This is a genomic window from Microbacterium sp. ANT_H45B (assembly GCF_008369345.1).
Classification (GTDB): Bacteria; Actinomycetota; Actinomycetes; order Actinomycetales; family Microbacteriaceae; genus Microbacterium.
This window is the reverse complement of the sequence record NZ_VOBK01000001.1, coordinates 81,605-96,089: the sequence shown is the minus strand read 5'-3', so window position 1 is coordinate 96,089 and position 14,485 is coordinate 81,605. Positions and strand designations below refer to the sequence as shown.

Below are 14,485 nucleotides of genomic sequence, written 5' to 3'. Positions count from 1 at the left end.
CTTTTCCGGTCGTGTTCGTGATTCTCGGGTGGCTGTCGCTCAGCCGATGTACTCGAGCGTGACCTTCTCGACCCACGCACCGAGGTTCTCGCTCACGAAGCCGAAGTCGATGTCCTGACGGTCGAGGGTGCCCATGAGCTCGACGACCTCGGGGTTGGCCTTGTCGACCGCGCCCTCGTTGACGGGCATCGAGTTGAACTCGGTGGCGAACTCGCCCTGCACCTCGGCGCTGCCGAACCAGTCGATGAACTCCTGGGCCTTGGCCTCGTTGCCGGTGCCGTTGATCTGCGCGATCTGCTCGGTGACGTACGGCACGCCGTAGTCGGGAACGATCATGCCGGTCTTCGTGCCGTACTCCTCGTCGCGGGCCGCGATGCCGCTCGACGGGATCACACCGTAGTCGATCTCGTCACGCGTGATGCGGGCGTAGAGGTCGGTGCCCTCGACCGCGGGCGAGCCGTTCTCGTAGTACGACTTCACGAGATCCCAGCCCTCGTCGCTGACGCCGAGGTCGCCGTCTTCGTCGAGGTGACGCGAGAGGATGCTGGCGAGCACGAGCTGCGGGGTCGCCTGGCCGAGCGCCGGGTTGACCTCGTAGCGACCCGCGTACTTCTCGTCGGTCCAGAGGTCCTCCTCGTCGGAGGGGGCGTCGGTGATCTTGTTCTCGTCGTAGACGGTGACGATGGCCTGCTCGACGAGGGGCCAGAAGACACCGTCGGCCGGGTCGCCCGCATCGGCGGGGACCTCACCGCTCCACTTCGGCTCGTAGGCGGTGATCGCCTCTTCGGACTTCAGCTGCTCGAAGAACATGTTGTTCAGGCCGAAGACGACGTCGCCGACGGGGTTGTTCTTCTCCGCGATGATGCGGTTGGTGAGGTCGGCGCCGCCGAGTCCCACGATCTCGATGTCGATCCCGGCATCCGCGGCCTTCTCGGTGATCCACTCGCCACGGCCGTCACTGTTGGAGTTCGTGTAGACGATGAGCGTCGCATCGGATCCGCCCTCGCCCGAGCCGCCCTCGGCGTCGGTGCTGCCGCCCGCGCATCCGGTCAGGGTCACGGCCGCCACCGCAGCGATTCCCAGCAGAGACCAGCGCTTCTTTCGGATGTCGACCATGGTCGCCCTTTCTCGTCATCGAGGTATGCCTGGAATGACTGTACCCCGACTTTGTGGTTCACATACAACGATCTGTCGGATTCTTGGCCGCGTTCGCGCGACCGCACTCAAGATAGGTCGTCAAAGTGAACGGACGAGCGCGTGAAGGTGAACAGTTCCGGGCCGCACCTGCCGCGTGCGTGGGTGGAGGTATGCCGGAGTACTGCGTCTCGCGACAGCGCGTCCGCTGCCACGACGGGTTCGAGGGTGGATACCGTCGTCCCGTGCAACTCGGATCTCTCGCAGACGTCATCACCGCCCTCACTGCAATCGGCGCGCTCATCGCAGCGATCCTCGGCGCCAAGCACGCGGGGCGACTGTTCGCCGTCGAAGCAAAGCGCGACGAGAGCTCTGCCGCTCGAGAGAGGCAGACCCAGGCCAGCCAGGTCTTCGCGTGGGTTGCGTCGCGCATCGTCGACGACGAGGCGAAGGCATACGGCGCCGTCGTCGTGAACTCCTCGGAGCAGGCGATCTACGACGTCACGGTGAGAGTGACCGGTGCGAGCGGGACCGAGCGGCGTCCGATCGAGCTGACGATCCTGCCGCCGGGTGCGTACTACCTCGAAGAGAGTTCCGAGGCGTATGCCTGGGAGTTCGCGTCGAGACTCCGCTCGTTCGACGAAGAGATCCGGCCTGTGACGAAGTCGAAGAAGCGCACCATCGCCGGCATGCGCTTCCGCGACAGCTCGAACCTCACCTGGGCCCGCGACGAAACAGGCATGCTCGTGGTGGCGCCGAGCTGATGGTGGGTGTCGGCAGTTCTCCGACCCGCGCAATCCGCGCGCTCGCCACCGGGGCTGTCATGATTGACGCCATGACCACTTCGATGCTCGACAGGGCGATCTACTCCTACTCGGATGTCGATCGCCTCGTCGGTCTGCACGGGGGGACTGCTCGACGCTGGCTCGACGGGTACACCAGGGCGGGGAAGTTCTGCGAGCCGATCCTTCGCGAAGCCTCGACGGGAACCGAGGTCGTCACCTGGGGCGAGATGGTCGAAGCCCGACTCCTTGCCGAGTTCCGAAGCCGCGACGTCACCGTTCAGAAACTGCGTCCGGCGATCGAGCAGCTTCGAGAGCGGTTCGGACGTTACCCACTCGCGCTCGCGCAGCCGTTCCTCGAAGTCGAAGGGCGAGAGCTCGTGCAGATCGTTCAGGAACAGGTCGGACTGGACCGGTCCCTCCAACTCGTGGTGGTGCGTAACGGCCAGAGCATGCTCACCGCGGCGACCGAACGATTCAGCGACGCGGTGCACTACGTCGACGGCGCCGCAGGCAGCATCCGACCCGACCCCCGGACTCCGTTCGTGGTGATGGATCCTGCGCGCACTTTCGGGCAGCCCGCTGTGCGCAATGTGCGCACAGAGATCCTCGCCGGAGACTTCAAGGCCGGGAGTTCGCGAGACGAGCTCGCTGACCTCTACGAACTGACTCTCGACCAGGTCGACGAAGCACTGCGCTTCGAACTGATCGTCGGCAGCGACCGAGCAGCCTGATGACGCCGTTCTCGCCGGTCTACTTCGCGGACGAGAACACGCTGGGCCTGGCGAAGGTGCTTCGGCGTTCCGGGCGCAAGGACTTTCTGTCTCCCGGGCATCCGGATCTACCTGAAGTGCCGCTCGGTTCTCTGGATCTCGAGTGGATGCCGATCGTCGGTGCCCTGGGATTCATCGTCGTGACACGTGACAGACGCATCCGCACTCGGCCCGCCGAGTTGGCGGCCTACCGCGAGCATGGAATCCGTTCCGTGTGGATAGGCGCCAAGCGAGACATGCGACCGGACGAGCAGGCTGCTCTGTTCCTGCGGCATGAAGAGCGGATCGTCCGGGAGATCATCAAACGAGGAGCCGGGCCGTGGGCGCTTTCGCTGAACGTGACAGGCCCACGCCCGATGCGCCTCGGTGAGGCTTGATCTACCCCAGGTCAGCAGGCGAAACTCAGACACAGATCCGCATCTCCCCGCGTGACGATCCTGTTACAAGATCGCCACTCCTCTCGAACCTCGGCTAAAAAAGTCTCACCAGTACAGTTGTACATTGCACTGTCATGGGGTTCTATGGAAACCATTCGCAATGGCGCTAACGACAGAAAGGTCTGGTCTCGTGACCGCATCTCAGAGGCTCCCCGGGTTCATCGCCGTGGCCGCCGCATCCGCTCTGCTCATCACCGGCTGCTCTGCCGGCGGAGGCGGCTCCGACGCCTCCCAGCCCGGCACGGGTGGCACCCCCGAGAAGGGCGGCACCGTGCACATGCTGCAGAACGCCGACTTCTCGTACCTCGACCCGTCCCGTGGGTTCGACGGCGGCGTCAACGCGTTCTACCGCCTCATCTACCGCGGCCTCACCATGCAGGCCGCCGGTGACGCCGACGACCCGAACAAGATCGTGCCCGATCTCGCCGAGAAGCTCGGCGAGGCGTCGGACGACGGCCTGACCTGGACGTACACGCTCAAGGACGACATCTTCTTCGACGATGGCACCCCCATCACGTCCGAGGCGATGAAGTTCGGCATCTCGCGCTCGTGGGACCCCCAGGTCGGCATCGGCTCGCCTTACCTGCGTCAGGTCATCGACGCCCCCGAGGGCTACCAGGGCCCGTACGTCACGGGCGACCTGCCCACGATCGAGACGCCCGACGACAAGACCATCGTCTTCCACCTGAAGAAGCCGTTCCCCGAGTTCGACAACGTGCTCGCGCAGCCCAACGCCGTCCCCTTCCCCGAGGGCACCGGCGCCGGCGACGAGTTCATCAAGGACGTCATCGCCTCGGGCCCCTACACGCTCGCCGAGTACACCCCCGGCAGCTCGATCGTGCTCGAGCGCAACGAGTACTGGGACGACAAGACGGATGACGTGCGCAAGGCCTACCCCGACTCCTGGGAGTTCGAGATCGGCATCGACCCCGCCACGATCGACGAGCGCATGATCGCCGGTCAGAGCGACGACCAGAACGCCATCGCCGGCACGGTCAGCGCGGCGAGCCTGCCGCGTCTGCAGACGCCCCAGCTGAAGGACCGCGCGATCACCGCCGACGCCTTCTGCACCACCTACATGTCGATGAACACCACCAAGGCGCCGTTCGACGATGTCAACGTCCGCAACGCGATCAACTGGGCGATCGACCGCTCGGCACTCGTCAACGCCTCGGGCGGCACGCAGCTCGCCGACCCGGCGTACACGATCATCCCGCCGGTGGTCTCGAGCTTCAAGGACTTCAACCTCTGGGAGAGCGAGGGCGACAAGGGCGACACCGAGAAGGCGCAGGAGCTGCTCGACGAGGCGGGTCTCTCGGACGGATTCGAGTTCACCCTCGACATCCGCTCGCAGCCGCTCATGCAGGGCCAGGCCGAGGCGATCCAGCAGGCTCTCGAGCCGCTCGGCATCACGGTGAACCTCAACGTCATCGACACCTCGATCTACTACGAGACGATCGGCACCCCCTCGCAGCAGAACGACGCCGCGATCACCGGATGGTGCCCGGACTGGGCCTCGAGCGCCAGCACGATCATCCCGCCGCTGTTCGACGGACGGAACATCTTCGAGAAGGGCAACTCCAACCTCGCCCAGATCAACGACCCGGCCATCAACGACCGCATCGACGAGATCACCGCGATGACCGACGTCGATGAGGCGAAGACCGCCTGGGGTGACCTCGACGAGCAGATCATGGGGCTCTCGCCCGTGGCGCCGCTCGTGTTCAGCAAGGGCATCTTCCTGCCCGGTGAGAACATCGCCGGCTACTACCCGAGCACCAACCTGACGGACCTGACGATCATCGGTCTCAAGGACCCCTCGAAGGGCTGAGCATGACCTTCAGCTCGACATCGCTCGAGTCCGAAGCCACGCCGGCGGGTGACTCCAGTCTCGACACGACACTGGAGTCACCCCCGGCCTCTGGCCGGCGGCTGCTCCGCGCGTTCCTGACCGACTGGGGAGCCATGCTCTCCAGCACCTACATCCTGCTCATCATCCTGATGGCGATCTTCGCGCCGCTGCTGACGATGCTGAGCGGATGGGGGCCGTACAAGTTCGACCAGTCGGCCATCGACCCCAACCTCGGGGCGATCCCGATCGGACCCTTCGGCGGCATCAGCGCCGAGCACTGGTTCGGCGTCGAGCCCGGCAGCGGCCGCGACATCTTCGCCCGCATCGCCTACGGCGCTCGCGTCTCGATGACCGTCGCCCTGTCGGCGACGCTGCTCACCACGGTGATCGGCGTCGTGATGGGCCTGCTCGCCGGCTACTTCGGCGGGCTCGTCGACCTCGTCATCTCGCGCGTCATGGAGTTCCTGATGGCGTTCCCCGCCCTCATCTTCATGATCGCGATCCTGTCGGCGCTCCCCGCCGACAACCGCGTCTTCCTTCTCGTCGTCGTCATCTCGCTGTTCGGCTGGCCGTATCTCGCCCGCATCGTGCGCTCGCAGACCCTCTCGCTCAAGGAGCGGGAGTTCGTCGAGGCCGCCAAGGCGTCGGGTGCGACCAGCGTGCGGATCATCTTCCGCGAGATCCTGCCCAACCTGCAGTCCACCATCATCGTGATGGCGACCCTCGCGGTCCCCGGCTACATCGGCACCGAGGCCGGGCTGTCGTTCCTCGGCGTCGGCGTCGTCCCGCCGACCCCGAGTTGGGGCCAGATGATCGCCGCCGCGACCCCGTGGTACGCCGTCGACCCGATGTACTTCGTGATCCCCGGGGCGTTCCTCTTCCTCCTGGTGCTCTCGTTCACGACGCTGGGCGACCGCATCCGCACCATCGCCACCAGTGGGGAGGCCCGCTCATGATCCGCATCGTCGGCTCCCGCCTGCTCGGCATGATCATCGTGCTGTTCCTGGTGACCCTGTTCACCTACGCGATCTTCTTCCTGCTCTCGGCCGACCCCGCCGTGCAGATCTGCGGCAAGAACTGCACGCCCGAGCGCATCGATCAGATCCGGGTGAACCTCGGACTCGACCAGCCGTTCTGGACCCAGTTCTGGGGCTACCTCGGCGGTCTCTTCACCGGCCGCACGTTCGAGGTCGCCGGTGCCGCCGTCGAGTGCGCGGCTCCGTGCCTGGGCTACTCGTTCCAGACCAGCCAGCTCGTCGGCGACATGATCGTCCAGCGACTGCCCATCACCGCGACGATCGCGATCGGCGCGGCGGTGCTCTGGCTGCTCGGCGGCGTGGCCGCCGGTGTGCTCAGCGCGGTGAAGGAGGGCAAGTTCCTCGACCGCTTCTTCGCGGGACTCACGCTCGGCTCGATGTCGATCCCGAACTACGTGCTCGCCCTCGCCCTGCAGTTCATCTTCGTGGTGGCGCTCGGCTGGCTGCCGTTCCCGCAGGCGGTGGCGTTCGCGGATGATCCCGGCCGGTGGTTCCTCAACTTCATCCTCCCGTGGATCGTGCTCGCGGTCGGCTACGCGGCGGTCTACACGCGCCTCACCCGCGCCAACGTGATCGACACCCTGCAGGAGAACTTCGTGCGCACCGCGCGGGCGAAGGGTCTGCAGCCCGGGCTCGTCTGGCGTCGCCACGCGCTGCGCCCGGCACTGACCCCGATCGTCACGATCTTCGGGATGGATGTCGCGGGCCTGCTCGGCGGCGCCGTGATCACCGAGACGGTGTTCGGCCTCAATGGCGTCGGCAAGCTCACCGCCGACTCGATCACCGCCAACGACCAGCCGGTCATCATGGCCGTCACCCTGCTGTCGGCGTTCTTCGTGATCATCGGCAACATGGTCGTCGATCTGCTCTACACCGCCATCGATCCGCGCGTCAGAACGGGGGCATCCGCATGAGCGGCACCGAGAACACCGGATCTCCGGACGCTACGGCGGTGTCGAGCGGCACCGCGCCCGAGAGCGGCACCGCACCCGAGAGCGGCACCGGCAGCGGTCCGCTGCTGTCGGTGCGCGATCTCACCGTCTCGTTCCGCACCGCGCAGGGGCCTGTGAACGTCGTGAAGAACCTCGAGTTCGACGTGCCGCGGGGCGGCGCGCTCGGCATCGTCGGCGAGTCGGGATCGGGCAAGTCGATGACGAGCCTCGCGATCATGGGCCTGCTGCCGAAGGGCGGCACGGCTACCGGGTCGGTGCGCTTCGACGGCGCCGAGCTGCTCGGCATGCCCGAGCGCGAGAAGCGTCGGGTCCGTGGAGACCGCATTGCGATGATCTTCCAGGATCCGCTGTCGTCGCTGAACCCGTACTACCGGGTCGGCACGCAGATCGCCGAGGCCTACCTCTCGCACCGCAGCGGCGTCTCGCGGCGGCAGGCACGGGCGGTCGCGATCGAGGCCATGGAGCGGGTGCACATCCGCGACGCCGCCCGTCGCGTCGACCACTACCCGCACCAGTTCTCGGGCGGCATGCGCCAGCGCATCATGATCGCCATGGCGCTGAGCATGGAACCCGACCTGATCATCGCCGACGAGCCGACCACCGCGCTGGATGTGACGGTGCAGGCGCAGATCCTGGATCTGCTCGACGAGATCCGCGGCGAGACCGGGGCAGGGCTCATCCTCATCACCCACGACCTCGCCGTCGTGAGCGAGGTCACCGACCAGATCGTCGTGATGCGTGCGGGCGAGACCGTCGAACGCGGGTCGGTCGAGCAGGTCTTCAGCGACCCGCAGGCCGACTACACCCGGCGGCTGCTCGATGCGGTGCCGCGCATCGACGACGAGATCGGGGTGCTGCGCACCACTGAGATCACGCTGCCCCACGACAGTGCGGTGCCGGGCACCGGGAGGAGCACACGATGACCACCGAGACGCCGCTGTTCCGCGGCACCGATCTGGTGAAGGAGTTCGCGACGGGATCCGCCGGCCCCCTGGGCAGGGCGAAGACGTTCCGCGCCGTCGACGAGGTCTCGCTCGAGGTGCACCGCGGCGAGACGCTCGCCGTGGTCGGCGAGTCGGGATCGGGCAAGTCGACGACCGCGCGACTCGTCGCCCGCCTGATGGACGCCACCAGCGGAAAGCTCGAGTTCGAGGGCGCCGACGTGACCCGCGCCAAGGGCGGCGAGCTGCGGGAGTTCCGCGGAGCCGTGCAGGTGATCTTCCAGGATCCGTACTCGTCGCTGAACCCCAAGCACACGGTCGAACGCCTGGTGACGGCGCCGCTCGTCTATCAGGGGCGCAAGATCCCCGGCGGCGCGCGCGCCTTCACCCGCGAGCTGATGGAGCGCGTCGGTCTCGATCCGATGCACTCCGAGCGCTACGCCGCGCAATTCTCGGGCGGTCAGGCGCAGCGCATCGGCATCGCCAGGGCCCTGGCCGTGCGACCGAAACTCGTCATCTGCGACGAGGCGGTGTCGGCGCTCGACGTGTCGGTGCAGGCGCAGGTCATCAACCTGCTGCGCGACCTGCAGTCGGACGAGGGCTTCGGCTACCTCTTCATCGCGCACGACCTGGCCGTGGTGCGCCAGATCGCCACCCGGGTGGCTGTGATGTCGCAGGGCGCGATCGTCGAGACGGGCCTGCGCGATGCGATCTTCGAGCGTCCGGAGCACGAGTACACGAAGACGCTGCTCAAGGCGGTGCCGCGCATCAACCCCGAGTGGGACGCGCGGCGCCGTGCGGCCGAGGCCGCACGTGCGGGGCGGATGCCGGATGCGGTGCCGGATGCCGTGCCCGCCGCGACCGCCGAGCCGCCCACGGAGGAGACCCGATGACCCGCACGCCGACGACGCAGTACATGCTGCCCGGCATCCGCGTCCGTGAGTACCGCACGACGGTGCCCCTCGACTGGAACGCCGCCGACGGCGAGACCATCGAGCTGTTCGTGCGCGAGCTCGTCGACCCCGAGGCCGACACCGCCGATCGTCCGCTCCTCACCTATCTGCAGGGCGGACCCGGCGGCGCGAACCCCCGACCGCTCGGTCGTGACGGCTGGATCGACGAGGCGCTGCGCGACTACCGCGTGGTGCTCGTCGATCAGCGGGGCACGGGACTCAGCACGCCGCTGGATGCCGCGATCGTCGCCGAGCGCGGCGATGAGGGGGGCGAGTACCTGGCCTGCTTCCGTGCGGATTCGATCGTGCGCGATCTCGAGCACGTGCGCACCGACCTGTACGACGGCCGACGCTGGGCGACTCTCGCGCAGAGCTTCGGCGGCTGGATCACCATGACCTACCTGTCGTTCGCCCCCGGGGGGCTGACGGCGAGCTACGTGTGCGGCGGAGTGCCCGGCATGCCGCCGCGGGCGAGCGAGGTCTACCGCCGCACGTTCGAGCGGGTCGAGACCAAGACGGCCGAGTTCTACCGCCGCTTCCCCGACGACGAGGCCGCCGTCGCGCGGATCGCCGACCGGCTGGCGGAGGGCGACGTGCGCCTGCCCGACGGCGACCTGCTGACGGTGCGCCGTTTTCAGTCCCTGGGCATCGACTTCGGCATGAAGCCGGGGTTGGAACGTCTGCACTGGCTGGTCGAGAAGGCCTTCGTGCGCCCAGGGCAGCTGTCGACGGCGTTCCTGCAGGACGTGATGACGCTGTCGTCGAGCGCCGGCAACCCCCTGTTCTGGACCCTGCAGGAATCGATCTACGGCGACGAGCAGAGCGGTGCGACCGCGTGGGCGGCGCAGGCCGAGCGCGAGCGGCGCCCGCAGTTCGACGAGACGCGTCGGCCGATGCTGTTCACCGGCGAGATGGCGTTCCCCTGGATGTTCGACGAGGTGCGACTGCTGCGCGGCTTCCGCACCGCGGTCGACCAGCTCGCCGCGAAGACCGACTGGTCGTCCCTCTACGACCGTGCCGCTCTGCAGCGCAACGAGGTGCCGGTGGCCGCGGTCGTCTACTTCGACGACATGTACGTCGACGCCGGTCTGCAGCTCGAGACCCTGACGGGTGTCGGCGCCTCGCAGTACTGGGTGACGAACGAATACGAACACGACGGGATCTCCTCGGGCCGCACGCTGACGCGGCTGAGAGAACTCGTCAGAGACTGCGGAGGAGAGCGCGCATGACCGAGACGACCACCGGAACACGCCCGCCGTTTGCGGGAACCCGCTATCCGAGGCTGGCGCAGATCCCCGCCTTCCGCGAGTTCATCGCGCAGGGGTGGGACGACGTCCCGACGCGTCCCGACCTGCCGCAGGGGAGCGCGCAGGCCGCGGCCGCGCATCGCGAACGACTGAGCGCGGCCATGCCGGGCACGACCCTCGTGCTGAGCTCGGGAATCGCCCCGGTGCGCAACGACGACTCCTCGTACGGATTCCGTGCCGACAGCAGCTTCGTCTGGGCGACGGGATGCCAGACCGAAGAGGCCACCCTCGTGATGTGGGCCCGCCCGGGCGGTCACGACGCTGTGCTCTACATGCCCGTGCCCTTCCGCCCCGGCGACGACGGGTTCTTCAGTGATGCGCTGCACGGCGAGCTCTGGGTCGGCCCGTCGGCGGGCCTCGCGGAATGGGCGGACGAGCTGCAGGTGACGGTCGAGCCCCTCGAGGCGCTGCCTGCCCGCGCCGCAGATCTGCGCGGTGCGCTCGCCGCCCGCTCGGCCGGGGCTCTGGCCGCCGCGCACGACCTCGAGGTCTCGGCCGATCTCGAGCGCACCCTCTCGCGCCTGCGCATGGTGAAGGACGACTGGGAGATCGGTCAGCTGCGGCTGGCGATCGATGCGACGGTCTCGGGCTTCGCCGCGGTGGTCGCCGAGATCCCGCGCGCGATCTCGGACGGTCTCGGTGAGCGCTGGCTGCAGGGCACCTTCGACCGGCACGCGCGCACGCACGGCAACGGTCCCGGATACTCGACCATCGTCGGTTCGGGTGCGCATGCGCCGATCCTGCACTGGGTGCGCTGCGACGGCCCGATCCATCCCGACCAGGCGCTGCTGCTCGACATGGGCGTCGAGGCCCGCTCGCTCTACACCGCCGACGTCACGCGCACGGTGCCGGCCCGGGGATCGTTCAGCACGGCGCAGCGCGAGGTGCACGACCTCGTCGAGAAGGCGCATCGCGCGGGCCTCGCGCAGATCCGCCCCGGCACCGCCTACCTCGACTTCCACTTCGCCTCGATGCAGGTCGTCGCGCAGGGACTGCACGACTGGGGTCTGCTGCCGGTCTCGGTCGACGAGGCGCTGTCGCCGCAGGGGCAGCAGCACCGGCGCTACCTCGCGTGCGGCATCGGCCACCACCTCGGTCTCGACGTGCACGACTGCAGCCAGGCGCACTACGAGGACTACATGGGCGCCGACCTCGAGCCGGGCGTCGTGATGACGGTCGAGCCCGGCCTGTACTTCCACGCGCACGACCTGACGCTGCCGCCCGAGCTGCGCGGCATCGGCGTGCGCCTCGAAGACGACATCCTGGTGACCCCCACCGGATCCGCCGTGCTCTCCGACGCCCTCCCCATCGACGCCGCGGGCATCGAGGAGTGGACGCGGCGCCAGTGGGCGTCGCGATGATCCGGGGCAACGCGATGGCCTGGGGCGCGGCGACCGACCGCGTCGAAGGGCGGGCCGACCGCGCCGGGGGAGCGACGGGTTCGTCCGGCATCCTCTCGTCCGCGCGGCTGCGGCCCTTCCCCCTCGATCGCGTGCGCCTCGGCGACGACAGCGTCTTCGCGCGAGCCCGCGACCAGATGCTGCACCTGGCGCGCGTGTATCCGGTGGATCGTCTGCTCGCCGTCTTCCGCGCGAACGCGGGTCTCGACACCCGGGGCGCTCTGGCTCCCGGCAACTGGGAGGACTTCGGCCACCCGCGCGAGCAGGCGTGGGGTGAGCGCGACTACCCCGGGCGGGAGAGCGCGCAGACCGCGAACCTGCTGCGCGGGCACTACGCCGGTCACTTCCTGTCGATGCTCTCGCTCGCCTACGCGGGGGAGCGCGATGAGACGCTGCGCGCCAAGGTCGACGAGTTCGTCGCAGGGCTCGGCGAGGTGCAGCGCACCCTCGCCGCCACCGGCCGGTTCTCGCACCCCGGCTTTCTCGCCGCCTACGGCGAATGGCAGTTCTCGCGACTCGAGGACTACGCGCCGTACGGCGAGATCTGGGCGCCGTACTACACGACGCACAAGATCATGGCGGGCCTGCTCGACGCCTACGAGCTGACCGGCAGCACCGAGGCGCGCGACATCGCCGTCTCGATGGGCCACTGGGTGGCCCACCGCCTGACCCGACTCGACCACGAGCGGATCCAGCGCATGTGGTCGCTGTACATCGCCGGAGAGTACGGCGGCATGAACGAGACGATGGCCCGGTTGAGCGTCGTCGCCGACGAGCCCCTCTTCCTCGAGGTCGCACGGCTCTTCGACCAGGACGACCTGCTCGCGGCCGGCGCCGACCGCCGTGACGTGCTCACCGACATGCACGCGAACCAGCACCTGCCGCAGCTGCTGGGCTACCTCCACGAATACGACCTCACCGGCGAGCGCCGCTACCTCGACGCCGTGCTCGGCCTCTGGGATCGCATCGTGCCCGGTCGCACCTTCGCGCACGGCGGCACGGGCGAGAGCGAGCTGTGGGGTCCACCTGACACCGTCGCGGGCGACATCGGGCATCGCAACGCCGAGACCTGCGCCACCTACAATCTGCTGAAGATCGCGCGACAGCTGTTCGCCCTCACCCGCGAGGCGCGATTCCTCGCCTACTACGAGCGCGGGATGCTGAATCACATCCTCGCCTCGCGCCGCGATGTCGACTCCGACACGAGTCCCGAGGTCGCGTACATGTTCCCCGTGAATCCCGGGGCGGTCGCCGAGTTCGACAACATCGGCACCTGCTGCGGAGGCACCGGTCTCGAGAACCACGTGAAGTATCAGGACACCGTCTTCTTCGCCGCGGCGGAGGCGGATGCCGATGCGGACGACGAGCTCTGGGTCGCGCTCTTCGTGTCGGCCACGCTCGACTGGCGCGAGCAGCACGTGACGGTGCGGATGCAGACGACGCAGCCCTTCGGCGGCACGACCGAGCTGCGCATCGCCGGCGACGACGACTTCGTCGACGGCACGCCCCTGACCCTGCGCATCCGTGTACCCGAGTGGGCGATCGGCGCCCCGACCCTCCGCGTCGGCGACGAGACGATCTCGGCTCCCGTCGAAGGCGACCACCTGGTGGTGCGTCGCCGCTGGACCTCGGGCGACGTCCTCCGCATCGAGACGCACGCCTCGCTGCGTGCCGTGGCGACACCCGATGACGCGACGCTGCAATCGATCGAGTTCGGTCCGTCGGTGCTGGTCGCCCGGTCGGATGCGACGACCGCCCTCGATCTTCCGCTCACGCAGCGACGGCGCCTCGACGGGTCGCTGCGTGCCGATGATGCCGAGTCCGACGCCGACGTCGAGGCCGCGCTGCGGGCCGACGGCGCGGTGCGCATCGCCGGGGTGCGCTTCGAACCCGTCTGGACGGGCAGCGACGACAGGTACCACATGTACGTGCGGGCGTCGGGGGCCGACATCGCGTTCGTCGGGGCCGGGACCGACGTGCCGGTGCGTCTGCGGCAGGACGGCTCGTCGCTGCTCGACGACGTGTGGCGTGAGCCCTCGCCGCAGACCCGCGCCGCGTTCCTCGACCGGGTCGGCGAGACCGCGAGCGCTGCCCGTCGCGACGGACTCCTCGCGCAGACCGAGCTGATCCGGGTGCTCGAGGCGGCCGCGGCCGCCGACATCGACGGTCTCGGCGGGCACCCCCGCGGCGCGGTGCGCGACACCGATGCCGCCATGGTGACGTGGGTCGAGAGCGTCGGCGCCGACGGCATCCCCGTGGTCGAGTGGAGCATCCCGCGCTCGCTGGCCCAGGCGCCCCTCGCGCCGTCGCTCGCGATCGCGACCGACATCATCCCGGCGCCGTCCGGCTGGTTCACCGAGCTGCCGACGGTCACCCTCGTGGCCGACGATCTCGCCGGGGCCGGCGGCCTGCAGGTCGAGGTGTCGGTGGGCGACGGCGGATGGATACCGTACACCGGGCCCTTCCCGCTGCCCGGCGACGGCGAGCATCAGGTCAGGGCGCGCGCGACGGATGCCGCGGGTGCCACCGGCCATGCGGCTCGCGACTTCGCGGTCGACACGGGAGCCCCCGTCTCCCGCGCCACGGTCCGCCGTCTCGGATCCAGCGTCGAGATCACCCTCACGGCGACCGACGACGTGTCGGGGGTCGAGCGCATCCAGTGGGAGGGCCCCGGCACCTTCTGGGCGACGTTCCAGGAGGCGTTCACTCGCGCGCTCAGCGACGAGGAGCAGGTCGTCGAGTTCGCGGCGACCGACCGCGCGGGCAACGAAGAGGCCCGTCAGAGGCTTATTCTGCCGTCACGGGGTGACGGCTCGTGACCGATCGGATCGTTTCGTGGACAGGGCAGTCCCCACCCACTAACATTGCAATTGTACTAATCCATCACTCTGGTGCCGAGGGGCGCCGACAGCACAG

At 68.5% G+C, this 14,485-nt stretch carries 12 protein-coding genes; 11 read left to right on the top strand and 1 reads right to left on the bottom strand.

From position 1 onward, the window contains the following. Positions 1–39: 39 nt before the first annotated feature. The gene (locus tag FQ142_RS00410; RefSeq protein WP_149421781.1) at positions 40–1,116 is read right to left on the bottom strand and encodes an extracellular solute-binding protein; all 1,077 of its coding nucleotides are present in this window, start codon (positions 1,114–1,116) and stop codon (positions 40–42) included. A 263-nt stretch (positions 1,117–1,379) separates the two neighbouring features. On the opposite strand from FQ142_RS00410, the gene FQ142_RS00405 reads away from it, so the two are divergent. From FQ142_RS00405 to FQ142_RS00355, 11 genes are all read left to right on the top strand, one after another. Further along, entirely contained in the window at positions 1,380–1,898 is a 519-nt protein-coding gene (locus FQ142_RS00405; protein WP_149421780.1) for a hypothetical protein, read from the top strand. Positions 1,899–1,969: 71 nt separating this feature from the next. Continuing rightward, positions 1,970–2,650 carry a DUF433 domain-containing protein gene (locus FQ142_RS00400; protein ID WP_188042252.1) on the top strand — a complete coding sequence of 227 codons (681 nt, stop codon included), beginning with the start codon at positions 1,970–1,972 and terminating at the stop codon, positions 2,648–2,650. Further along, positions 2,650–3,066 (top strand): hypothetical protein, encoded by a 417-nt coding sequence (locus FQ142_RS00395; protein WP_056413971.1) that lies wholly within the window; start codon positions 2,650–2,652, stop codon positions 3,064–3,066. The genes FQ142_RS00400 and FQ142_RS00395 overlap by 1 nt, the downstream gene beginning before the upstream one ends. Positions 3,067–3,256: 190 nt before the next feature. Next, positions 3,257–4,957, top strand: coding sequence for an ABC transporter substrate-binding protein (locus tag FQ142_RS00390; protein ID WP_262492002.1), 1,701 nt, complete (start codon positions 3,257–3,259; stop codon positions 4,955–4,957). A gap of 2 nt (positions 4,958–4,959) precedes the next feature. Further along, positions 4,960–5,934: an ABC transporter permease gene (locus FQ142_RS00385; RefSeq protein ID WP_149421777.1), complete on the top strand. Its 975-nt coding sequence runs from the start codon at positions 4,960–4,962 to the stop codon at positions 5,932–5,934. Continuing rightward, complete coding sequence (locus FQ142_RS00380; protein ID WP_149421776.1) at positions 5,931–6,929, top strand: ABC transporter permease; 999 nt, start codon at positions 5,931–5,933, stop codon at positions 6,927–6,929. The genes FQ142_RS00385 and FQ142_RS00380 overlap by 4 nt, the downstream gene beginning before the upstream one ends. After that, positions 6,926–7,891 (top strand): ABC transporter ATP-binding protein, encoded by a 966-nt coding sequence (locus FQ142_RS00375; protein ID WP_149421775.1) that lies wholly within the window; start codon positions 6,926–6,928, stop codon positions 7,889–7,891. Before FQ142_RS00380 ends, FQ142_RS00375 begins: the two co-directional genes overlap by 4 nt. Continuing rightward, positions 7,888–8,802, top strand: a complete 915-nt coding sequence (locus FQ142_RS00370) for an ATP-binding cassette domain-containing protein (protein WP_149421774.1) — start codon at positions 7,888–7,890, stop codon at positions 8,800–8,802. Before FQ142_RS00375 ends, FQ142_RS00370 begins: the two co-directional genes overlap by 4 nt. Then, positions 8,799–10,091, top strand: a complete 1,293-nt coding sequence (locus FQ142_RS00365; RefSeq protein ID WP_149421773.1) for an alpha/beta fold hydrolase — start codon at positions 8,799–8,801, stop codon at positions 10,089–10,091. Before FQ142_RS00370 ends, FQ142_RS00365 begins: the two co-directional genes overlap by 4 nt. Beyond that, positions 10,088–11,530, top strand: a complete 1,443-nt coding sequence (locus FQ142_RS00360) for an aminopeptidase P family protein (RefSeq protein WP_149421772.1) — start codon at positions 10,088–10,090, stop codon at positions 11,528–11,530. The genes FQ142_RS00365 and FQ142_RS00360 overlap by 4 nt, the downstream gene beginning before the upstream one ends. After that, positions 11,500–14,388, top strand: a complete 2,889-nt coding sequence (locus FQ142_RS00355; RefSeq protein ID WP_262492001.1) for a beta-L-arabinofuranosidase domain-containing protein — start codon at positions 11,500–11,502, stop codon at positions 14,386–14,388. Before FQ142_RS00360 ends, FQ142_RS00355 begins: the two co-directional genes overlap by 31 nt. Positions 14,389–14,485 lie beyond the last annotated feature (97 nt).

Bases quoted from the DNA above. Each gene is read 5' to 3' on its own strand.
- FQ142_RS00395 (WP_056413971.1), top strand. From the start codon at position 2,650: ATGACGCCGTTCTCGCCGGTCTACTTCGCGGACGAGAACACGCTGGGC.
- FQ142_RS00360 (WP_149421772.1), top strand. From the start codon at position 10,088: ATGACCGAGACGACCACCGGAACACGCCCGCCGTTTGCGGGAACCCGC.
- FQ142_RS00375 (WP_149421775.1), top strand. From the start codon at position 6,926: ATGAGCGGCACCGAGAACACCGGATCTCCGGACGCTACGGCGGTGTCG.
- FQ142_RS00385 (WP_149421777.1), top strand. From the start codon at position 4,960: ATGACCTTCAGCTCGACATCGCTCGAGTCCGAAGCCACGCCGGCGGGT.
- FQ142_RS00365 (WP_149421773.1), top strand. From the start codon at position 8,799: ATGACCCGCACGCCGACGACGCAGTACATGCTGCCCGGCATCCGCGTC.
- FQ142_RS00370 (WP_149421774.1), top strand. From the start codon at position 7,888: ATGACCACCGAGACGCCGCTGTTCCGCGGCACCGATCTGGTGAAGGAG.
- FQ142_RS00380 (WP_149421776.1), top strand. From the start codon at position 5,931: ATGATCCGCATCGTCGGCTCCCGCCTGCTCGGCATGATCATCGTGCTG.
- FQ142_RS00400 (WP_188042252.1), top strand. From the start codon at position 1,970: ATGACCACTTCGATGCTCGACAGGGCGATCTACTCCTACTCGGATGTC.
- FQ142_RS00410 (WP_149421781.1), bottom strand. From the start codon at position 1,116: ATGGTCGACATCCGAAAGAAGCGCTGGTCTCTGCTGGGAATCGCTGCG.